Here is a 22743-nt window from a genome sequence, read left to right as displayed (position 1 = left end):
GAAGAGTATAACGGGTAGAGCGCGGAATTTAATGAAGATGGGTGTAGTAAAGTCAAGGGCTTATCAGTTGTCTAATACCCGTAAGGGGTACTGTAGGACTGCAAACAGCCCGACATTACTTACAACCCTCGACAAGAAGTTCTTTATTGGCCTTGGACTAGATGGATTCGCAAATTATTACTATTGGAAAACGACACACCAAACGAAGTTATTCTAGCAAACCGCTGTATACCGAACGGTACGTACAGTGGTGTGAGAGGACAGATAGGGAACTAATCCCTATCTTCCTACTCGATAAATGAGCATTTAGTTTTCCATCGGATTTTTTAGTCCCGCCATACTCTGTAGCTCCGATAGAAAAAATCGGAGGCTGCCGTTGCTGTCGGGTTTAATAATTAAGGACTGAAGTTCTTTTGCAAAACTTGTTCCCACAAAACCCGAAATTAAAATCCCCTCATTTAAATGGTTTAGGTTTGCAATTTGCAACCTTAAATAATTTTCCTAGCTGCGCCACCTAAACCCGACCGAAGTGTAATGCCGATATTTCATCGGCAGAAACGGGGGCGGGACTGTCGATGCCAAAGCACCACTGTAATTGCTTTCCAAAAAGGCATTTGAACTTATCAGTTTCTAAACATCATATTTTTTCCTAAATTGTGGGCATGAAATACCTATTCTCATCTCTTTTACTTTTATCAGGCTTAACTTCTTTTGCGCAAAGTGGTAAAACGATTAAGCAATCTGGAAACCCAATATTTCAAGGTTGGTACGCCGACCCAGATGTTGCTATCTTTAACAATCAATATTGGGTTTACCCCACATATTCTTCCAAATACAAAGAGCAGGTTTTTTTAGATGCCTTTTCCTCTACTGATTTGGTGAAATGGAAAAAGCATCCACATATTTTGGATACTGCAGCAGTTAAATGGGCAAATAAAGCCATGTGGGCACCAGCAATTGTTCAAAAAGACAAGAAATATTACCTGTTTTTTGGTGCTAACGACATTCAAAGTGATAGTGAAATTGGCGGAATTGGTGTTGCAGTCGCCGATAAACCCGAAGGGCCATACAAAGATCATTTAGGAAAACCTTTGGTAGATAAATTTCATAACGGTGCACAACCGATTGATCAATTTGTGTTTAAGGATAAAGATGGACAATACTACCTTATTTACGGTGGCTGGAGACATTGCAATATCGCAAAGTTAAATAACGATTTCTCTGGTTTTGTGCCTTTTGCCGATGGAACTACTTTTAAGGAAATAACGCCAGATAATTATGTAGAAGGTCCGTATATGTTTATCAGAAATGGTAAATATTATTTTATGTGGAGCGAAGGTGGGTGGACTGGCCCAGATTATTCCGTAGCTTATGCTGTGAGCGATTCTCCATTTGGTCCTTTTAAAAGAGTGGGGAAAATATTAAAACAGGATGCTACAATTGCCACAGGAGCAGGGCACCATTCAGTAATTATCAATGAGAAAAAGGGTGCTTATTATATTGTTTATCATCGTAGACCGTTAACAGAAACCGATGGTAACCATCGTGTAACCTGCATCGATGAGATGAAATTTGATGCTGATGGAAATATTCTTCCAGTTAAGATTACTAATGAAGGTGTTAAGGCACAAAAAGTTAAATAATTAAAATTCAGCTTGAATTACTTTGGTTTTCAAGCTGAATTTAAATTGTTTCCAATATGGATTTGGTTTGCTTTTTATTTAATACGCTAAAGCCCCAAGCACATAATAAAAGCATGCAGGCAAGAGCTAACCAAAGCCAATTATATCCTAAATTCCTTGCTACTAAAAACCCTGTATAAGGCCCAATAACCTGTGCAACAGACCAACTTAAAGTATAGCCAGCGGCATATAATCCTCTATTATGTTCGTTACTCCTATTAATTACAATTGTGTTTATAAAGGGCAATGCAAACATTTCGCCGCCAGTAAAAATAATGATGGCAATGATTGCTGTAGCAATGTGAAAACTTATCGGTGCAGTAAGCATGATGTATGAAATGGCAAAGAATACAGCGCCGATTATGATAAAAAACATTGGAGATCTTTTCGCTTCAATTTTATTAATCATAATCATTTCGAATAACGCAATCACGGCGCCGTTCAGTCCAATAATTAGCCCGATTGCGAATTCATCGATATGCCATTGTTCCTTAAAAAAAACGGGCACAACCCGAAACATTAAAAAGGCGCAGGTAATGAAAACTGTAGTGAGCAAAATAAATTTTACATAGAATACATCTTTCCATGGTTTCATTATTACGTGTTTGGTAGCGTTTTCTTTAGCCAGTTTTATAAAACCTTTAACCCTTGGTAAAAAAGATAAAATTAGTAATCCTACCACTATACTTACGCCACCTTCTACAATAAATAGAAGCTTATAATTAATTGAGGCAATAATTCCAGCCAAGCTTATTCCAACTGACCAACCGATATTTACTGCTAATCTATTTAATGAATAGGATCTGGTAATGGTGTTTTCCGTAGCGTAATGTGCAACCGCTGTAAAATTTGCAGGTCGAAATGCCTCAGAAAAAAAGCTAATGACAACTGCAAGAATACACAAGGTGGAAAAATTGGTTATTGATGAGAATAAGATAAACAGCAAGCCGCCAATTATTGATGATAAAATTTGCACTGGTCGAAAGCCAATCATATCTGTGAGTTTTCCGCCTACTGCAGAACCCAAAATTGAACCGACACCGAACAGGGTGATAATTAAACCTGCATCCATTTCCGATCGATGTAAGCTTTGGGTAACGTACAAACCCATAAAAGGTACGGCCATACTGCCACATCTGTTAAACATCATCACAATACTCAAAAGCCAAGTTTCGCGACTTAAACCACTGAAAGACGTTTTATATGTGTTTAAAATGAGCTTGAACATGCCTTTGTTTGAGGCGTAAAAGTAGTAAAAAGCAATAGATTTCTTACTGACGGGAGAATTTGGGGGGATGTTTTGTAAAGATTATTAGAGAGATTTCTAGATTATAAGCTGATGAATAGTAATTTAAGCCGAAATTACAAATGCCGTTAACTTAAAGAGCTTGCCATTACTAAATTGCCATACATCACAATAGGCGTATTCAACTGTTTGCCCATCATTATTTTTTAAATTAATTGTGCCAATAGCCGTAACAAATTCATCCTCAGCAATTAGTTTTTCTACTACAAATATTGGCGGCTCTAGATAGGCGATTTTCATGTAAGCCCTGACAGATTCTTTGCCAATTAGGGTTTGATCGCCAACAAAAGTCCACTCGGTATCATCAGTGCATAACGCTAGAAAGCCCTCATGATCTCCTGCGGAAATCGCTGCATTTGCCTTTTCTAATATTTGTTTATTATTTAAACTCATGTTATTTCAACTAGGATTAAATAAATAACCGTATATAGCATGAGATGTTTTTGTCTTCCTGAATATTTCTTTGTTATATGAAAAGATTTACTAGGAACCGTAATCGGGTTATTGTTAAAAGCATTTCATGTAAAAGTTAATCGCCCTTTTTAAAAAGTAGATTTTTTTAATAGCATGTTTTAGTTTGTTGCCTGCTTTTTTTATTTCCCCACATTTTCCTCAACTTAGCTGCTTCAAATATCTTATGCCACCAGATAATAAAAAACCTATTGTACGAAAACCAATCGCAAGAAAACCTACATCACGTAAAAAGAAATCGAAGCCTTTCTCAATGCAATGGAAAATTGCGATCGCTGGCTTGCTACTCATTTTGCTTTCGCCGTTTTATTATGGTTATGTGTTGAAAGGTTTTGTGGCTACTTGGCGGTGGGTAAAAGATTGGGGACAAGATCCAAATTATCGTACCTACAAAAGTTTTAATATCAAAATTCCCAAGAAATACAGTATCCATGGGATTGATGTTTCTTACTATCAGGGAAAAATAAATTGGCAAAAAGTTAAGGAAATGAAAGAGGATGATGTAAGTATCCGTTTTGCGTTTATTAAGGCAACTGAGGGCATTATGCTGGTAGATTCTTATTTTCAACGCAATTGGAGAGAGGCGCCAAAAGCTGGAATAATCTGTGGTGCCTACCACTTTTTCAGACCAAAAAAAGATGGAAAAACGCAAGCCAAGTTTTTTTTGCAGGTGGTAAATATAGAAAAAGGAGATCTACCTCCTGTTGTGGATATCGAAAGTTTAGATGGTGTCTCGCCTTTAAAAATGCGGGCAGAACTTGCCGATTTTTTAAACTACGTAGAGGTGAAAACTAAAGTTAGACCGATTATTTACACAGGTTTAAAATTTTACGAAGATTATTTAGTCGACCGTTTTGATGAATACCCACTTTGGATAGCACATTATTATCAGCCCAAACTTAGGCTCGATAAAAGCCGGTGGAAATTCTGGCAACATTCTGATAAGGCAAAAATTAACGGCATTGGCCATATTGTAGATTTTAATGCTTTTAATGGAGATAGTTTGGCATTGGAAAAAATGAGAAACTAATAACCCCCATCCCCCAGAGGGGGATTTCATTTCCATCGTTTAACCCCTCCGCCCCTAAAGGGGAACTTGAATTTCTAACGTAAATTTATATTGTTTATGCTATTTCCACTTTGCCGTTAGTTCCCCCTTAGGGGACTAGGGGGATTATATTATCCAACTTTCGCATTTCTCCAAGAAAAACTCATCAGCTTCTGCGCCAATTCCTATTTCTTCGGGAACATCAAGAAAATAACCGTTGTAAGTTAATCCACCAACACAAGGATCAACCAGATGCCCCAAGAGTGCGGTATCTAAATCAAAAAACTCCACATTCGGACTGGCATAAGCGAAATGTAGATTAGCACTCAGGGCAATTCTGCTTTCGAGCATGCTACCAATCATGCATTTTACCCCAGTTTGCAAAGCTTCTTCATGAATTTTTTGCGCTTCTAAAATTCCACCAGATTTAGAAAATTTGATGTTTAGATAGGTGGTAGATTGACTATTGATCAGCTTTCTGGCATCGTGATGGTTATAGCAACTTTCATCTGCCATTAATTTAATGGGAGAATTTACATTTAATTCGGGTAATTTATCATCATACCAAGTTCTCATAGGTTGTTCGCAAAACTCAATGTTATATTTTGCAAGTTCGCCCAAAGCAAATAAGGCATCATCGAAGCTCCAACCTTGGTTAGCATCTAAACGTAAAGTCATTTCCTCACCAACAGCTTCACGTATTTGTTTTACGCGTTCAATATCATCGTGTACTTTTTTGCCAAGTTTTATCTTTATAATTCTGCAACCTTTGCTTTGGTATTTTAATGCAGTAGTAGCCATTCCCTCGGGTGTATCAATACCAATCGTCATATCAGTTTCGATGGTTCTCTTCGTGCCGCCAAGAAATTTATATAATGGCAAGCCAGCATCTTTGGCGGCAATGTCGAAAAGTGCCATGTCGAAAGCACTTTTTATCGTGCCGTTATGATCTGCATATCCCAATAAATCGTTCATTCTTTCGGGAATTTCTAGAGGATCTTTGCCTTTCAGAATTGCGGCGAAATCTTTTGCCATTGCAATGCAGGTATCTTGCGTTTCTCCAACAATCATCGGGAATGCAGAACATTCTCCAATTCCGTGAATTCCTGCATCGGTGTAAATTCTAATTAATACATTCTGGGCAAAATGCATGGTTCCTGTTGCAATCACAAAAGGTTCCATCGGGATGCTAAAGCGATATATTTCGGTATGGGTGATTTTCATAATTATAAATTATCTAATTCGAAACGTTGTCTATCTTCTTCGATTATGGCTTTTAATTCTTCTTCTTTAGGTAGGTACAATAGGTATTTGCTGGCGAATAATTGATTTTTATCGTTTAAAACTGAGTATTTTACTATCGTTTCATCTTTTTCTGTACAAAGCAATAGGCCGATTGTTGGGTTGTCGCCATCATTCCGCTTTAAGTCATCATACATTCTAACGTACATATCAATCTGCCCGATATCCTGGTGGCTTAAACTGGTAGTTTTAAGATCGATGATGACAAAACATTTTAAAATGTAATTATAAAACACTAAGTCTATAAAGAAATCAGAAGTGTCAGTTACAATGTGTTGTTGACGAGCAACAAACGCAAACCCCTTACCAAATTCAAGCAAGAATTTTTGTAGATGATTAATAATGGCAGATTCTAAGTCTCTTTCTGTATTTTTAGTGTCTGGATTTAGACCTAGGAATTCAAAAATATATGGATCTTTAATGTAATCTTGAATATTCGGTTTTAGTTTGTTTTCTTTAGGTTCTGTTAGTGCTCTTTCAAATGATAAGCAATTAATTTGTCGTTGTAGTTCTCTGCTGTTCCAATTTGAAGCAATACTCTCATTAATATAGAAATTCCTTTTTTCTTCTGAATCAAGTCTTGATAAAAGACGGTAATGTGTCCAGCTCAATTCGGTACGCATTGCGTACCAAATTGGGAAAGCATTATAAAATGCTCGCATATTGTTCAAATTACGTTCATCAAATCCTTTTCCAAACTCTCGTGTTAAATGATTAGACAGATTTTTCAAGGTTTCCTTTCCGTAATCAGCCCTTAGCTTTCCCTGCTGTTCATCCTCAACAATCAACTTTCCAATTTGCCAATAAGATTCTAGTAGCGCAGCGTTTGCCACTCGAAATATCTTAAAACGAGATTGAACAATAATCTCTTTTATAGCACTAAATAAATCGTTTTTGGCTATTTCCATTAATTGTATAGATTTCCAACTAAAGTATAAAAACAAAAACTAAAACAGAACAGCTTTGTAGATAATTAATAGCTTTACGATTTAAAATTGATAATCAAAATCTCATGTCACACACACATCTAGAGCCTAATAGTTTAATCAACGCTTCATCGCCATACCTATTGCAACATGCTTATAATCCCGTTCATTGGTATGAGTGGGGCGAGGAAGCTTTAGCAAAAGCCAAAGCTGAAAACAAATTAATTTTGGTGAGCATTGGCTATTCAGCTTGCCATTGGTGCCATGTGATGGAACGCGAAAGTTTCGAAAATCACGAAGTGGCAGAAGTAATGAACCAACATTTTATTTGCATCAAAGTAGATCGAGAGGAGCGACCAGATATCGATCAAATTTATATGTATGCCATTCAATTGATGACGGGAAGCGGCGGTTGGCCGTTAAATTGTATTTGTTTGCCAGATCAGCGTCCAATTTACGGTGGAACGTATTTTAGAAAAAACGATTGGATCAATATCTTGGAGAATGTTGCTGGTTTGTGGGCGAATGAACCCGATAAAGCAATTCAATATGCAGAAAGATTAACGTCAGGTATCCGCGATAGCGAAAAAATAATTCCATCGACTACAAATGAAGAATATACTGATGAACATTTAACAGAAATAATAGATCCTTGGAAACGCCATTTTGATATTACATTCGGTGGATATACCCGTGCCCCAAAATTTCCATTACCTAATAACTGGATTTTCCTTTTAAGGTATGGATTTCTAAAAGATGATGAATCGGTTTTTACAGCCGTTTGTCATACGCTTGAGGAAATGAGTCGCGGAGGAATTTATGATCAAATTGGCGGTGGTTTTGCCCGTTATTCGGTTGATGATAAATGGCATGTTCCCCATTTCGAGAAAATGCTCTACGATAATGCTCAGCTCATCAGTTTGTACACCGAAGCTTACCAATGCACAAAATTCGATTCTTTTAAACAGACTGTAGTAGAAACTATAGATTGGGTATTTAATGAAATGACTTCTCCTGATGATTTGTTTTATTCGGCCTTAGATGCCGATAGTGAGGGCGTTGAGGGAAAATTTTGTGTTTGGGGAAAACATGAGTTTGATAAGGTTTTAGGTGATGATGCCGATTTAATTGGCGAATACTATAATGTTACCGAAGATGGGAATTGGGAAGAGGAGCAGACCAACATTCTAAGGAAGACTATTGCAGACGATGATCTGATTTTTAAATATAAAATTGATGCGTCAACACTTTACGATAAAGTGAAATTGGCAAAAGTGAAATTACTGGAAGCAAGAAGTAAAAGAATTAGACCTGGCTTAGATGATAAGTGCCTAACCGCTTGGAATGGAATGATGATTAAGGCGTTGGCCGATGCAGCTCAAGTTTTAAATCATGATCATTATTATCAAAAAGCATCAGCTGCAGCAAAATTTATGCTAAACAATTTAAAGTCGCCTAATGGAGGTTTATACCGTAACTTCAAAAATGGAAAAGCATCAATAACTGGCTTTTTGGATGATTATGCATTTTTTATAGAAGCGCTTATTGCCTTATACGAATATGATTTTGATGAAAAATGGTTAGAAGAGGCCAAAAGTTTAACTGATTACGTATTGGCCAATTTTATGGATGATGAAACGCCGATGTTTTTTTATACCTCGGCAGAAAGTGAAAGCTTAATCGCTCGCAAGCATGAGGTAATGGATAATGTAATTCCTGCTTCCAATTCGACGATGGCACAAAATCTTAAAAAATTGGGTTTGTTGTTTGATAGAGAAAGTTATACAGAAAAAGCTGAGGAAATGTTGGCAGCCGTTCATCCAAAAATAAAAACCTACGGCTCTGCCTATTCAAACTGGGCCATTCAATTGCTTAACGAAGTTTACGGGATAAACGAAATTGCCATAACCGGTTTAGAAACCGATTTAATTAAGCTGGAGTTAAGCAATCATTATATTCCAAACAAAATTACATTAGGTGGAACAAAAAGTAACTTGCCGCTGTTAAAAGGTAAGCAAAGCAACGAAACAAAAGTTTATATTTGCCGAAATAAAGTATGCCAGCTGCCAGTTAGAACTGTTGAGGAAGCATTAGAGTATTTACAATAAAACAATTTAAATGAATATTTCACCAAACTCAGTAGTCGCATTAACTTATGAATTGCACACTACTAACGAAGAAGGACAACAAGTTTTTGTAGAAAAAGCTGATGAGCAAAATCCTTTAGTATTTTTATATGGTACAGGCATGATGTTGCCTAAATTTGAAGAGCATTTAGCTGGTTTACAAACTGGTGCAGAATATGGTTTCGAATTATCTGCTGCTGATGGTTACGGAGAAATTGATCCAGGTGCATTTGCAGATTTACCAAAAACTATGTTTACCGAGGCTGGTGGCGAAGTGCCAAGCGTTGGTGATGTAATTCCTTTACAAGATAACCAAGGCAATCAGTTCAGGGCTGGCGTTACTGCCGTTCATGACGAAAATATCTCGGTAGATTTAAACCACCCAATGGCTGGCAAGAATTTATTGTTTACTGGCGTTGTACTAAACGTTCGCGAAGCTACTCAAGATGAATTGGCTCATGGCCACGCTCACGGAGCAGACGGACATTCTGGTCACTAGGTCTCTATAATTAAATAATAGCAAAGGGCTTCATGTTGTTCTCAACTGAAGCCCTTTTTGTATAACAATAAATTTCGATATTCGAAAAGCAGGTTTCTGTGCTAGTCGGTCGCGAAAGTCCCGCCAATATTCCAAGCCGTGGCCATAGAAAAAATGGCTCCCGGGCTTTCCATGTATGTCGGGTTTATTTTACAAAGGATTAGTTCTATAAACTTACGTTAGTTTTGGATGTAGCATATTGATTTTAGTTTAAAAAATATTGTATATTTTCTTAAAAAGGTATTTTTTTGTCCTGGCCGGACGGGCTTTTTTCTTTTTGACATCAAAAAGAAACAAAAAATGCCGGCTGAAAATTTATTCATCCTTTGATGATTGTTTTAGTTGTATTCATGAGGGCTATGCCGTTTTCTTTGGAAGCCAATAATAAGGCATGGACTGTGCAATCCGAAAAATTTGTTAGGCCGGGATCAAGTAGAACGAAGATTTTGTGCTTTGGCTTTGCTGAGTGTAAATACATAATGCATATTGAAAAAATCCAAAATTCACGTTAAACTTCAGCCTTTCATTTGCCGATTATATAACTTCCGTAGTTTTTAAACCCGATTGGAACGGATGCCGATTTTTTCCATCGGCAGGAGGGGAAGCGGGGCTTCAATCGCCAAAAGTGCAGAACCACTCATTTCTAAATAGAAATCTAGACTGTAATAGTGCAGGTTTATGTTAAAATAAGTTTCAACTATTCGAAAAGCAGGTTTCTTTGCTAGTCGGTCGCGAAAGTCCCACCAATATTCCAAGCCGTGGCCATAGAAAAAATGGCTCCCGGGCTTTCCATGTATGTCGGGTTTATTTTACAAAGGCTTAATTCTATAAACTTCAGCCTTTCACTTGCCGATTGTATAATTTCCGTAGTTTCTAAACCCGATTGGAACGGATGCCGATTTTTTCCATCGGCAGGAGGGGAAGCGGGGCTTCAATCGCCAAAAGTGCAGAACCATTCATTTCTAAATAGAAATCTAGACTGTAATAGTGCAGGTTTATGTTAAAATAAGTTTTAGAATTCGAAAAGCAGGTTTCTGTGCTAGTCGGTCGCGAAAGTCCCGCCAATATTCCAAGCCGTGGCCATAGAAAAATGGATCCCGGGCTTTCCATGTATGTCGGGTTTATTTTACAAAAGCTTAGTTCTATAAACTTCAGCCTTTCATTTGCCGATTGTATAATTTCCGAAGTTTTTAAACCCGATTGGAACGGATGCCGATTTTTTCTATCGGCAGGAGGTAAAGCGGGGCTTCAATCGCCAAAAGTGTAGAACCATTCATTTCCTGAAAATCAACTGATAAATGTGGAGTTTGATGGGGGAAAAATGGTTTAATTTTCTAGAAAGAAATTCATCAATCACATCTGATTAAAAATCAAACTTTATCCTCAAACCACCGTTGGTCAAGTTTAAGTTTTCTTTAGAAAATGTTTTCATTGGTAACCTTAAAAACGGCTCTATTGCAATGTTTTTCTTCGTCGAAATTTTCTGTTTGTAGCCTAAAGAAAAGTTATAAAACCCAATATATTTATCAGGATCAATAGTTGGCTCGGGCTCACTTTTCTTTTCCTGTACAATATAATTTTTTGATGTACTGTAACCAGCGGCATCAGATACAACCGTACTTTGAACTTGGTTTACCAAATAAGTATTGTTCTGTGAGTTATTTAAAATGGCCAAGGCCGATACACCAATCCCGGTATATAATTTCTCAGAAATTTTGTACCTCAATTCTAAAGGTACATTTATGCCACTTACTTTTGCATTTACCGATTCTAAATTTTTACCTGATAAAGACTGTGGCGCAGATGCATCTAATGTTTCTGTACTACTTAGTGATGCATAAGAAACGCCAGAACTGATGGATAATTTATTGGCAACTGCATAAGATAAAGAAAAGCCATAATTCATATTCACTTTATTGTCGTTCCCCATTGCAGGTGCTATATAAACGCCAGGTTCCCATTTAGAATCAATCGAATTTTTCGATGCCGCTTTATATTGATCTGCCTTACTATCTTGCGCCAATAAATCCTCGAAAGTGGTTTTTTTAATCGGTTGAGGTTTCTTTTCTGCCGTAACAATTTTGAAGCTTTTGTTTTTTGAATTAGATAGATTAATGCCGGTCAGACTATTTTCTAGCGAATTATAATTTTTAATTATTTCATCACTTTTGGTAACTATATTAAGCTGACTACTATTTTTTTGATTGCTATTTTCTATGAGAATCGATTTTTTTGAGATGTCGTTCGCTACTAAATTTTGATCAGCTGATTTTGGATTATTAGATAAAATCGGATTGTTTTCATCAGTGCTTACAGGCTTTTGATTTGTGTTTTCTGGAGATATTTTTGTTTCAACTTTTGGTTTAGTTACCACAATATGATTTTGATTTCCTTTTTTATCCAAAGAGAAAAATAAAGCACCAATAATTAAAATTACGGCAGCAGCTGTCCATAGCGGCCAATAAAGAAAGCCTCTTCGCTTGTTCTCCTTTTCAGAAAAGCGTTCCCAAGCGCCTGGGGAGTAATTTTCCTCATGGCTTTGGAGTTGTGTAGCTATTCGCTCAATTAATTCCTTATCCATTTTTTTCGTATGAATTAACCATGGTATTTAGGTAAAGTGTACGTAACTTATTTTTCGATCGTGTAAGGTAAACCCGACTCGAACTTTCTGGAATGCTCAGCATTTTCGAAATTTCATCGTGGGCAAATCCCTCAATCTCATATAAGTTAAATACCAATCGCTGGGTATCTGGTAAATGATTTAATAGTTTCAAAATATCGTTAACATGAAGTTCTGATGCGGTAGAAACCTGTGTTGCTGGATGCTCATCTTCCGATAAATCATCAACATAAAATTGAGCTTTAGTACTTCGTAATTTATCTATCGCTGTTCTCGAGGCAATTTGGGCAATCCATCCTTTAAAAGATCGTTGCAATTCTTCGGGGTTTATTGGCGATTTAAAGTTGCCAACGTTCTTAAAAATCTTGATAAAACTATCATTTACAAGCTCTTCGCTATCCGAAGTGTTCTTGGTGTACCTTAAAATAACACCCATTAAGTAGCCATAAAATGATTTATACATCATTTCCTTACAGCTATTGTCGTTTTTTACACAGCCTTTTAAAATTTCCTCAAAACTGAGTATTTTTTTTATCACCCTTGTAAAGGACTAATTAATAAAGGTTTACCATAATTGGTATTGTAAAATTAAGAAAATAACACCACCCAATTTCTTGAGTGGTGTTTATTTTCGTTCTCACAGGTATAGAGAATTTTATTTATTCGTTAAAACGGTTAGTCCTAAGCCAGTACTGTCAGTTTTGCTTGACAGTCCTTTTGCCCAAATGGTATAGATTTTTCCTTTTTCAATTTTAATTGCGGGAAGTGTTACCTTAACCGATGAAGAGCTGGTTTCCTTTAATAAGAAAGTATAAGCATCAGATGGATCTATCGAAGTAAATGCAGTATATTCTTTAAATGCTTTGCCCGTAAATAACGAACCATCTTTACCTTGAATAGCTAAATCGAATGCTGGCGAGCCTGGACTTAAGTTGATGAAACGAACTTTAGCCTTGTTGGTTTCTGGTGATTTTAAATCATCTTCCAAAACCAATAATTTTGTAGATTTTAAAGTATCAACCACAAATACAGAATAAAAGATGCCGGGTTTAAGTGTCGCATTGATGTTAGTTAAATATTTTAACGAATCTTTTTTTGCCACACCCAATAATCTTGTTCCGGGATAAGCAGAATAGTAGCCTAAATCTTTTGTATAACTAAAAGTGCCACCTTTTTGGTTATCCAAGATAAAATCTAAAGGGCCGGTTCCAGGTGAAGCATGTATAAAGCCAATGCCAGCAGCTTCGATAGGGTCATCGCTGAAATCTTTTTTACAAGCCGATATCGTTAAAGTTATTGCTAAGAGAGAGAAGATAATTTTAGTACTAATGCCAAAATAGTTTTTAGTTTTCATGTGTAGTTAAATCAATTTATAAATAAAATTGGTTAATGGCCATTAACGCTTTTTCTTGTAAAACGATTAACGTGGCCGAAACGCTACAGCAGGAAGGATTTAATTTATAGTAAACGTGTTATTGATTGTAATTGAGCTCTTTATTGGTTTACCATTTACGTAACCCGGGTTAAATTCTAACTCTTCTGGTTCGAGCAATGTCGAGTCGATGTTTTCACTTTTGCTAAAATTTTCCCCAACAACTTTCCGCTCAAGCTTGGTTAAATTACCAAATTCATCTAATGAATAAATGTAACTTATTGTGTAAGTGCCTTTTTTATTTCTCAAATCAATCATGAAGTTAGGCATTTTACTCATTACTATAGCTGTTGCGTACGACCCGCCAATTTTAACTGGATTGATAGATTCATCTCCATCTTTTAAATTTTCTAAAAAATAGGTGGTAGATTTATTCTCAAATTCGTACTCAACTTTTTTAGTAGTGTAATTGTAAATTTGTTCCACTTCGCCGTTTAAAAAATAAAATTTCCATTGGTTAAATCTACGGTTGTTGTTATACTGCCCTGAAGCGATTTGCTGCTGATTGAATAAAACCTCAGCAAAACCTTTTTTGATGTTTTTATTGGATTTTAGAACCGTATACTTTTCTGTAAATCCATCTCTGATCGTCCTAGAACGCATTGTTGTCGTATCGCTCTTTTGGGCATAACACGTTAAGCCTAAGCCTAAAAGTATAAAGGTTAGAATTGTTTTCATAGGTTACATAAAGAAAAAGAGTTTTGATGTGATATCAAAACTCTTTTCAAAATATATTTAGGCAAAGACTTAAGCGTACATTTCCTCACGAAGTTTAGCAACATCGCTACTGTTAATGTATTCATCATAAGTCATCAACTTATCAATTGTCCCTTTTGGCGTAATTTCTATGATTCGGTTCGCAACCGTTTCCGTTAACTGGTGATCTCGTGAGGTAAACAAAATGGTACCTTTAAAATCTTTCATGCCATTGTTTAATGCCTCGATAGATTCTAAGTCCAAGTGATTGGTTGGTTCATCAAACATCAATAAATTTGCTTGTTGCAACATCATTCTCGAGAACATACAACGCATTTTCTCACCACCTGATAGCACTTTTACGTTTTTCAAAACTTCCTCGCCAGAAAATAACATCCTGCCTAAAAAGCTACGTACAAATTGCTCATCGGCATCGGTTCCAGAATATTCACGCAACCAATCTACCAAGTTCTCATCTTTTCCTGCGAAATATTCAGAGCTATCATTTGGTATGTCAGCAGTGCTAATGGTTACGCCCCATTTAAATTCGCCTTTAAAATTGGTATCTCTACCAGCCAGAACATCGTAAAATGCAGCGGTAGCTAAACTATTTTGTGAAATTATCGCAATTTTATCGCCCTTATTTACCATGAAAGTAACTTTATCGAATAAAACACCATCATTACCACTTTTCCCTAAAGCATCAACCTGTAAAATCTGATCTCCAGCTTCACGACCAGTATTGTTGAAAATAATAGCAGGGTATTTTCTGCTCGAGGCCTTAATTTCTGAAATATCGATTTTATCGAGGGCTTTCTTACGAGAAGTAGCTTGTTTTGATTTGGATGCATTTGCACTAAACCTGCGAATAAATTCTTGTAGTTCCTTAACTTTTTCCTCAGTCTTTTTGTTCTGGTCGCTACGTTGTTTTAAAGCCAATTGACTCGATTCGTACCAGAAAGTATAGTTGCCAGAATAAATGTTCATCTTACTAAAATCGATATCCACAATGTGCGTACAAACCGCATCTAAAAAGTGCCTATCGTGAGAAACAACCAATACAATGTTTTGGTAATCGGCCAAAAAGTTTTCTAGCCAAGCAATAGTTTCGATGTCCAAATCGTTGGTAGGCTCATCTAATAATAAAATATCAGGATTACCAAAAAGTGCTTGTGCTAATAACACACGTACTTTTTGAGTGTTATCTAACTCTTTTAATAATTTAGTATGATTATCTTCAGGAATACCCAAGTTGCTCAACATCGTTGCAGCATTACTTTCCATATTCCAGCCATCTTTTTCTGCAAAGATATTTTCCAATTCGCCAGCACGTTCGCCATCTTTCTCGGTAAAATCCTCTTTCATGTAAATGGCATCTTTCTCTTTCATAATGGCATAAAGTTCCTTATGCCCCATCATTACGGTTTCCAATACCGAAACATCGTCAAATTCATAGTGATTTTGCTTCAATACAGCCATTCTTTCCCCTGGCGTAAAAGCTACGCTACCAGAAGTTTGACTAACCTCGCCAGATAAAATTTTAAGGAAAGTTGACTTGCCTGCGCCATTAGCTCCAATTACACCATAACAATTGCCTTGGTTAAATTTTAGGTTAACATCTTCAAATAATGTGCGTTTGCCGTATCGTAACGATAAATTAGAAACTGAAATCATACTGTAAATAAATAAGCCGCAAAGATACAGTTTATAGTCCACAGTCGAAAGTCTATAGTCGCTTTAGTGGTAGGTTTTAATTTGAAAACCAGCCTTTAGTTTTTCATGGCTAATTCAGTCCCGCTTTACCTGCTGCCGAGAAAAACGGCATTCGTTCAATCGGGTTTAGGTTATAAAGTTCGGTAATTCTTCGGGAATTGCATGATGGATATAGATCTGATAGATTAAGGGTGGTTAATTAAAATAATAATGTAAATCGTTAAAAACACGCAAATCATAATCAGATTGATGTTTCTAAGATCTAATTTCTTTTTGCGATGCAATACAATCGCCTCAATAATTATAAAGATAAACCCAATTGATGGAGATACAAGGGCAGCAAAGGCAGAAAAAAGGGCATAATATGGATCTGTTAATATGGCAGATAATGCAAATAATAATATTGCGGGAATAAATAGTAAGACTAAACGGATAATGAGGTGCTTAACTAAATGCTTATCCTTTTTGGTTTCGTTTGTGCTCATTCCTAAAATTCGTAAAATTTATTTATTGCACCTATAGTATTTTTTAAATAATAAGCATTTTATATTTTTGAAGATGCAATATTTATTTGATGCTTTAAAAATTCCACTCGGTAAAACTAAGGTAGAAGAACTTGCATCTTTCTCTTTAACAGAAAACTTTTCTGCCAAAGATTTAATTGATTTAAGTTTCCATAAGGATGAACAAATTGGTTTTCGAGCAGCTTGGATTTTAGAGCGTATCTATTCCAATCATATCGAGAGGTTTATGCCACATGCAATCTACTTCTTGCAGAAACTTCCATTTCAACATAATCTTTCTGCATTAAGGCATTATGTCAAAATTTTAGCTTTCATGACTAAGAAAAATGCTTCGCCAGAAATTGAAGAAATCATCGTTAATTATAACTCTGATAATCTAGTGGATGTTGTTTTTGCATGGTTAATTGATGAAAAAGTTCCTGTTGCTGTTAAATCTCATTGCTTGAATATTCTGGCCAATTTGATTACTAAGCATAACTGGATCAAAGATGAACTTAGCGAAACCATGGAGTTTTTGGTTGATAAGGAAAGTATTGCTTTTTTTGCAAAGGTTAAACAAATACGGAAACAGTTGGCAGCTCGCAGTTAGTAGTTTTCAGTTAAAGGTTCCTTTCCCAATACTCAGGTTTTAGTTATTAAATCGTCAAATCTTTTCGCATTACTAGCCTCTGCGTTCTACCCTCGGCCTTTTACCTTATATTTACAGCATGAGTAATTACGAAGTTGTATCACAAGTTATAAAAGAACGCCGCAGTATTTTCCCTGCGAGTTATATAAAAAAAGAAATTCCTGTTGAGGTAATCAATCAGATTTTAGAAACTGCAAATTATGCACCAACACATAAATTAACCCAACCTTGGCGTTTTGTGGTCATTAGAAAAACTGGTTTAGCAAGGTTAGGAGCCGAGCTTGGCAAGCTTTATAAGGCATTGGTTTCGCCACAACAATTTCTACAGAAGAAGTACGATAGCTTTGCAGAAAAAACAAGTCAGGCAGATTGTATTATAGCTATTAATATGCAGTTGAGTGGTAAAATTCCCGAATGGGAAGAGTTAGCTGCGGTTTCTTGTGCTGTTCAAAATATGGCATTAACTGCAGAAAGCTTAAAAGTTGGTGCTTATTGGAGCTCGCCACCACTAATTGATGATTTAGGTGAATTTTTAAGATTGGGCGAAAATGAAAAATGCATCGGTTTGTTTTATATGGGATATCACAACGAAAAACCATGGGCGCCAAATCGTACTTCAATGGAAGAAAAAGTTCGTTGGATAGAGGATTAAGTTTGGAGGCGTTAGTTTGGAGTTTTGAGTCAGCTTTATAGACTTCATTTTTTATCATTCATGTTAAATCCTTTAGACAACTATTTCGAGCAAAAAGATGAGCCTAATAAAAGTTGCCTGCAATATTTAAGGTCGCTATTAATTGGTTATGCGGAGATTACGGAGCATTGGAAATATGGGATGCCTTTTTATTACCACAAAGGAAAAATGATCTGTTATCTTTGGATTCACAAAAAGCTTCATCAGCCTTACATCGGTTTCGTTGATGGAAATAAAATAAACCACGAAGATTTGTTGCAAGAAAAGAGAGCTAGGATGAAAATTTTATTGATTAATCATTTAGAAGATATCCCTCAACAAAAAATAAATTTAATTTTAAATCTTGCTTTCGCACTTCGCAGATAATACACCATACTTATGTCTAACATCTCACATCTCAAATCTAACTTATATCAGCTTTGCCTAACATTTATTCAAAATCGAATAGAAAATATTGAGTATTCGTTACAGCAGGCTAGGCAAGCATCAAATGATGATACCAAAAGTAGTGCAGGCGACAAGTACGAAACTACCCGAGAAATGATGCAACAGGAAATGGATCGCAATAATAAATTGCTTTATGAGGCTGGCCAGCAAAAAATTGCTCTGCAACAAATAGAGAATGTAGAATCTGATAAAGTTGTTAAAAACGGAAGTTTGGTTTTAACTTCAGAGGGAAATTTTTACATTAGCATTAGTGCGGGTGAATTAAATTTTGATGGAAAAAAGTTTTTCGCCGTTTCTCAGGCATCGCCGATTGGAAAAAATTTAATTGGAAAGGCGAAAAATGAAAGCTTCAATTTCAATGGAAAAGACTATTTGGTAAAAGAGATCTTCTAGGAGTTTGTTTTATTTAAATTTCTTTTAAATCTTTCTCGTTTAGAATAAGCAACTTAGCATTGGCAGTGAAAAATATTTAAGAAATTATATCAATTCCTTTTTGATAATTCATTCTGTTTTCTATCTTTGCAATCCAAAATAAATCCTAATTGCGGATGTGGCGTAATTGGTAGCCGCACCAGACTTAGGATCTGGCGCTTCACGGCGTGGGGGTTCGAGTCCCTTCATCCGCACTACAAATGAAGCCGTTCCGATTTACTCGGAACGGTTTTATTTTTTAAATGACATTGGTTAAAAAATTAAAATCGATGTGCTGTTTTAATTGAAGCGATATGTGCCATTTGTCTCAAATTTCATATCTCGATTCTCAAATATAATTGCACATCTCAATACTCATATCTCAAAAAAATGAATATTACACAGGAAAAAACCGGCAACTTAAATGCTGTTGTAAAAATCAAAATCACACCTGCTGATTATAGTGAAAAAGTAGATAAGGCCATTAAAGACCAAGCTAAAAAAGCACAATTACCTGGTTTCCGTAAAGGAATGGTTCCAGCAGGACATATTAAAAAAATGTACGGCAAAACTATTTTGGTAGATGAGGTTAACAATTTGTTAAGCGATACTTTAACGAATTACATTGCTGAGCAAAAATTAGAAATCTTGGGTCAGCCGCTTCCTCAATTGGATGATCCCCGTGAATTTAAATGGGATAATACAGATGAATTCGAGTTTGATTATGAGTTGGGTTTGGCGCCTGCTTTTGAGGTGAATATTTCATCAAAAGATAAGTTTACAGAATACGTTATTAAGGCAGACCAAGAAACTTTAGAGACTCGTATCAAAAGTATCCGTCGTAGTTATGGTAAAATGAGTAATCCTGAGGTTTCGGCTGAGGATGACGTCTTATATACTGAGTTAACCCAACTCTCTCCTGATGGTTCTGTTTTTGAAAGTGGCATAACAAGCAGTGCCACAGTTCGTTTAGATCAAATTAAAGATAAAAAGATCCACAAATCATTAATTGGCTTAAAGCAAAACGATGAAGTGACGATCGATATTCAGAAAGCACTTGAAGACGCTGCAGTAATTGCTAAGGCTTTAAATATTTCTGAAGAAGACGCTGCAGAATTAAAATCTAACTTCAAGTTGGTTGTTAAAAATGTAAATCGTTTAGAGGAGGCTGATTTGAACCAAGAATTTTTCGATAAGATATTTGGTGAAGGAACGGTGACTGACGAAGCTGGTTTTAGAACAAAAATTACCGAAGAAGTTGAGGGTATGTTAAAACAAGATGCAGAGCGTAAACTCTCAAATGATATTTACGAAGACCTCTTGAAGAAACATGCTTTTGAATTGCCAGATGAATTTTTACGTCGTTGGTTAAAAGCTACAAACGAAAAATTAACCGATGAAGAATTAGCAGAAGGTTATGATGATTTCGCTAAAAACCTTAAATGGACTTTAATCGAGAACAAAATCATTAAGGATAATAGCATCGAAATTAAATATGAGGATGTGGTTCAAGCTGCTAAAGCTAAATTAGATGCCCAGTTTAAAATGTATAGCCAAAGTCCACTTCCTGAAGACCAATTGGCGCAATATGCCGTTCAATTCTTGCAGGATAAGGAAAATGCAAACCGTACTTTCGAAGAAGTTAAAGCACTAAAAACTTTCGAACAAATAAAATCTATTGTTACTTTAGAAGAGAAAGCAATTGATTACGATAAGTTTGTGGCTTTGGATAAAAAGTAAGGCGTTTGGCGTAAGGCGTTTTGAAATTGATTGTGCTATTTCTATATTTAGCAATGGCTCAATTTAAATTTCAATCTCTCGAAGTTTGGCAGTTGTCTATTGATTTAATTGATAAACTACTTGATATAGCTGACCGATTGTCAGTAGATAAAAAATACAGATTTGCAGAGCAGCTCAATGGGGCTGCTCTTAGCATATCTAATAATATTGCAGAAGGCTCTGGCTCTGTTTCAAATAAGGAATTCGCTCATTATCTGAATATTGCACATCGATCGGCGTTCGAGAATGCGAATATTTTAGTAGTTTTAGAACGAAGAAAATATATTTCTGACATAGAACTGCATGATTATCTTGAGGAATTAGATAAATTGGCACGGAAATTAACCAACTTCAGGAAATATTTATTAAAATAACTCGCGTATTTTGTAATGCATAAAACGCTTATCGCAAAACGCCAAACTATATAACCATGAACATAGATTCACAAGAATTCAGAAAATTTGCCGTTAAACATCAGGGAATTGGCGGTTTACATGTAGATAAGTTTATTTCACAGGCTAATCTTTCCCCACAATCGATGACGCCATATATTATTGAAGAACGCCAAATGAACGTAGCTCAAATGGATGTTTTTTCGAGATTAATGATGGACCGTATTATCTTTTTAGGTGATGCAATTTACGATCAGAATGCAAACATCATTCAGGCTCAGTTGTTGTTTTTACAATCAACAGATGCTGATAGAGACATTCAAATCTACATTAACTCACCAGGTGGTTCAGTTTATGCTGGTTTAGGTATTTATGATACCATGCAGTATATTCAACCAGATGTAGCTACAATTTGTACAGGTATGGCCGCATCAATGGGTGCTGTTTTATTGGTTGCAGGTGCTAAGGGAAAACGTTCTGCTTTACCACACTCAAGAGTAATGATTCACCAACCATCAGGAGGTGCACAAGGTGTGGCATCTGATATGGAGATCAACTTGAGAGAGATGCTAAAATTGAAAAAGGAATTATACGATATTATTTCAGAGCATTCTGGCCAAACTTATGATTGGGTAGAGAAAGCTTCAGATCGTGATTATTGGATGAGTGCTGATGAAGCCAAAGGATTTGGTATGATTGATGAAGTTTTATCGAGAAACGCAAGAAAAAATGGCGAAACAAAATAAGGAATCCCGTTGCTCGTTCTGCCATTCTGGCAAGCATGAAACGTTAATGTTAATTGAAGGCATGGATGCATTTATCTGCGATAAATGTGTAACGCAGGCCAATCAATTGCTTGCTCAAGAATTAGGAACGAAAGGGACAAAAAATATTCAAGAGGCGATTAATTTATTAAAGCCTCTTGAAATTAAGCAACACATAGATCAGTATGTTATCGGTCAGGATGATGCTAAAAAAGTTTTATCCGTTGCGGTTTACAATCACTATAAACGCTTAAATCAAAAAGTTGATAAAGATGAGATAGAGATTGAAAAATCAAATATCATGTTGGTTGGCGAAACGGGGACAGGAAAAACACTTTTGGCAAAAACAATTGCAAAAATTTTGCACGTGCCTTTCTGTATTTGTGATGCAACTGTTTTAACCGAAGCTGGTTATGTTGGTGAAGATGTTGAAAGTATTTTAACACGCTTATTACAAGCTGCAGATTATGATGTTGCAGCTGCTGAACGTGGTATCGTTTACATTGATGAAGTAGATAAGGTTGCCCGTAAGAGCGATAATCCATCTATCACACGTGATGTATCTGGTGAAGGTGTTCAACAAGCTTTATTGAAGATTTTGGAAGGTACAGTCGTTAATGTTCCACCTCAGGGCGGTCGTAAACACCCAGACCAGAAAATGATCCCTGTAAACACAAACAACATTTTGTTTATCTGTGGCGGTGCGTTTGATGGTATTGAACGTAAGATTGCAAATCGTTTGCGTACACAAGCTGTAGGTTACAGAGTAAAGAAAGATGAGACCGTTTTAGATCTTAAAAATCTTTATAAGTATATTACACCGCAAGATTTAAAATCATTTGGATTGATCCCAGAATTAATCGGTCGTATTCCGGTACTTTCTCATTTAAATCCCTTGGATAAGGAATCGTTAAGAAATATCTTGACAGCACCCAAAAACTCATTAATTAAGCAATATGTTAAGCTTTTTGCTTACGAAGATGTTAACTTAGTTTTTGAGGATGATGTTTTGGATTTCATTGTTGATAAGGCAATGGAATATAAATTAGGAGCTCGTGGTTTAAGATCCATTTGTGAGGCGATTATGCTTGATGCAATGTTTGATACACCCACGCAGAAAGATGTCAAGGAATTGCACATTAATCTCGATTATGCGATAGAAAAATTTGAAAAGGCTGACTTTAAAAAGTTGCAAGCCGCATAAAAAATCAAATCCTCTCGCGAAAGCGGGGGGATTTTTTTTAATA

Annotated in this window: 22 protein-coding genes and 1 tRNA gene; 13 read left to right on the top strand and 10 right to left on the bottom strand. The window is 36.1% G+C overall.

All coding sequences use genetic code 11. The features are described from left to right. Positions 1-662 precede the first annotated feature (662 nt). Positions 663-1643, top strand: coding sequence for a glycoside hydrolase family 43 protein (locus EZ449_RS09815; RefSeq protein ID WP_131558183.1), 981 nt, complete (start codon positions 663-665; stop codon positions 1641-1643). A gap of 40 nt (positions 1644-1683) precedes the next feature. On the opposite strand, the gene EZ449_RS23615 is transcribed toward EZ449_RS09815, so the two are convergent. Next, a complete protein-coding gene (locus EZ449_RS23615) occupies positions 1684-2910 on the bottom strand; it encodes an MFS transporter (RefSeq protein WP_131558181.1) in 1227 nt (408 codons plus the stop codon). Between the two features lie 123 nt (positions 2911-3033). Further along, a complete protein-coding gene (locus EZ449_RS09805; RefSeq protein ID WP_131558179.1) occupies positions 3034-3381 on the bottom strand; it encodes a nuclear transport factor 2 family protein in 348 nt (115 codons plus the stop codon). Between the two features lie 244 nt (positions 3382-3625). Here EZ449_RS09805 and EZ449_RS09800 point away from each other — a divergent pair, with 244 nt between their 5' ends. Beyond that, complete coding sequence (locus EZ449_RS09800; protein WP_131558177.1) at positions 3626-4489, top strand: glycoside hydrolase family 25 protein; 864 nt, start codon at positions 3626-3628, stop codon at positions 4487-4489. A 144-nt stretch (positions 4490-4633) separates the two neighbouring features. Here EZ449_RS09800 and EZ449_RS09795 read toward each other — a convergent pair whose 3' ends face one another. After that, positions 4634-5731 carry a mandelate racemase/muconate lactonizing enzyme family protein gene (locus EZ449_RS09795; protein WP_131558175.1) on the bottom strand — a complete coding sequence of 366 codons (1098 nt, stop codon included), beginning with the start codon at positions 5729-5731 and terminating at the stop codon, positions 4634-4636. 2 nt (positions 5732-5733) lie between these two features. Then, positions 5734-6717 (bottom strand): PDDEXK nuclease domain-containing protein, encoded by a 984-nt coding sequence (locus tag EZ449_RS09790; protein WP_131558173.1) that lies wholly within the window; start codon positions 6715-6717, stop codon positions 5734-5736. Positions 6718-6821: 104 nt separating this feature from the next. On the opposite strand from EZ449_RS09790, the gene EZ449_RS09785 reads away from it, so the two are divergent. Further along, positions 6822-8843 (top strand): thioredoxin domain-containing protein, encoded by a 2022-nt coding sequence (locus tag EZ449_RS09785; RefSeq protein ID WP_131558171.1) that lies wholly within the window; start codon positions 6822-6824, stop codon positions 8841-8843. A 10-nt stretch (positions 8844-8853) separates the two neighbouring features. Then, positions 8854-9360, top strand: a complete 507-nt coding sequence (locus tag EZ449_RS09780; RefSeq protein WP_131558169.1) for an FKBP-type peptidyl-prolyl cis-trans isomerase — start codon at positions 8854-8856, stop codon at positions 9358-9360. A gap of 1402 nt (positions 9361-10762) precedes the next feature. On the opposite strand, the gene EZ449_RS09775 is transcribed toward EZ449_RS09780, so the two are convergent. The 6 genes from EZ449_RS09775 to EZ449_RS09750 all read right to left on the bottom strand — a co-directional run bounded on the left by EZ449_RS09775 (position 10763) and on the right by EZ449_RS09750 (position 16345). Further along, on the bottom strand, positions 10763-11980 hold the full coding sequence (locus tag EZ449_RS09775; protein ID WP_131558167.1) for a hypothetical protein: 1218 nt from the start codon (positions 11978-11980) through the stop codon (positions 10763-10765). Beyond that, entirely contained in the window at positions 11973-12557 is a 585-nt protein-coding gene (locus tag EZ449_RS09770) for an RNA polymerase sigma factor (RefSeq protein ID WP_131558165.1), read from the bottom strand. Before EZ449_RS09770 ends, EZ449_RS09775 begins: the two co-directional genes overlap by 8 nt. 117 nt (positions 12558-12674) lie before the next feature. Next, complete coding sequence (locus EZ449_RS09765) at positions 12675-13373, bottom strand: DUF4397 domain-containing protein (RefSeq protein ID WP_131558163.1); 699 nt, start codon at positions 13371-13373, stop codon at positions 12675-12677. A gap of 99 nt (positions 13374-13472) precedes the next feature. Next, positions 13473-14129 (bottom strand): hypothetical protein, encoded by a 657-nt coding sequence (locus EZ449_RS09760; protein ID WP_131558161.1) that lies wholly within the window; start codon positions 14127-14129, stop codon positions 13473-13475. Between the two features lie 69 nt (positions 14130-14198). Next, positions 14199-15821, bottom strand: coding sequence for an ABC-F family ATP-binding cassette domain-containing protein (locus tag EZ449_RS09755; protein WP_131558158.1), 1623 nt, complete (start codon positions 15819-15821; stop codon positions 14199-14201). 224 nt (positions 15822-16045) lie between these two features. Further along, complete coding sequence (locus EZ449_RS09750; protein WP_131558156.1) at positions 16046-16345, bottom strand: hypothetical protein; 300 nt, start codon at positions 16343-16345, stop codon at positions 16046-16048. A 73-nt stretch (positions 16346-16418) separates the two neighbouring features. Here EZ449_RS09750 and EZ449_RS09745 point away from each other — a divergent pair, with 73 nt between their 5' ends. The 9 genes from EZ449_RS09745 (at position 16419) to clpX (ending at position 22700) form a co-directional block, all read left to right on the top strand. Continuing rightward, positions 16419-16973, top strand: a complete 555-nt coding sequence (locus tag EZ449_RS09745) for a hypothetical protein (protein WP_131558154.1) — start codon at positions 16419-16421, stop codon at positions 16971-16973. A 118-nt stretch (positions 16974-17091) separates the two neighbouring features. After that, a complete protein-coding gene (locus tag EZ449_RS09740; protein WP_131558152.1) occupies positions 17092-17664 on the top strand; it encodes a nitroreductase family protein in 573 nt (190 codons plus the stop codon). Positions 17665-17724: 60 nt separating this feature from the next. Further along, a complete protein-coding gene (locus EZ449_RS09735; RefSeq protein ID WP_131558150.1) occupies positions 17725-18069 on the top strand; it encodes a DUF1801 domain-containing protein in 345 nt (114 codons plus the stop codon). 12 nt (positions 18070-18081) lie between these two features. Then, positions 18082-18543 (top strand): 3-oxoacyl-ACP synthase, encoded by a 462-nt coding sequence (locus EZ449_RS09730; protein ID WP_225872279.1) that lies wholly within the window; start codon positions 18082-18084, stop codon positions 18541-18543. A 151-nt stretch (positions 18544-18694) separates the two neighbouring features. Continuing rightward, a tRNA-Leu gene (locus EZ449_RS09725) sits at positions 18695-18776 on the top strand. Positions 18777-18951: 175 nt separating this feature from the next. Continuing rightward, positions 18952-20301 (top strand): trigger factor, encoded by a 1350-nt coding sequence (tig, locus tag EZ449_RS09720; protein WP_131558148.1) that lies wholly within the window; start codon positions 18952-18954, stop codon positions 20299-20301. 53 nt (positions 20302-20354) lie between these two features. Then, the gene (locus EZ449_RS09715; protein WP_131558146.1) at positions 20355-20714 is read left to right on the top strand and encodes a four helix bundle protein; all 360 of its coding nucleotides are present in this window, start codon (positions 20355-20357) and stop codon (positions 20712-20714) included. A gap of 56 nt (positions 20715-20770) precedes the next feature. Continuing rightward, complete coding sequence (gene clpP / locus EZ449_RS09710) at positions 20771-21478, top strand: ATP-dependent Clp endopeptidase proteolytic subunit ClpP (protein ID WP_131558144.1); 708 nt, start codon at positions 20771-20773, stop codon at positions 21476-21478. Continuing rightward, positions 21462-22700, top strand: a complete 1239-nt coding sequence (gene clpX, locus EZ449_RS09705; protein ID WP_131558142.1) for an ATP-dependent Clp protease ATP-binding subunit ClpX — start codon at positions 21462-21464, stop codon at positions 22698-22700. The genes clpP and clpX overlap by 17 nt, the downstream gene beginning before the upstream one ends. Positions 22701-22743 lie beyond the last annotated feature (43 nt).

Origin of the sequence: Pedobacter frigidisoli, from assembly GCF_004331675.1 — a bacterium.
In the GTDB taxonomy this organism is placed as follows: Bacteria; Bacteroidota; Bacteroidia; order Sphingobacteriales; family Sphingobacteriaceae; genus Pedobacter; species Pedobacter frigidisoli.
The sequence above is the reverse complement of the archived record's forward strand: the minus strand, read 5'-3'. Positions and strand labels throughout refer to the sequence as shown.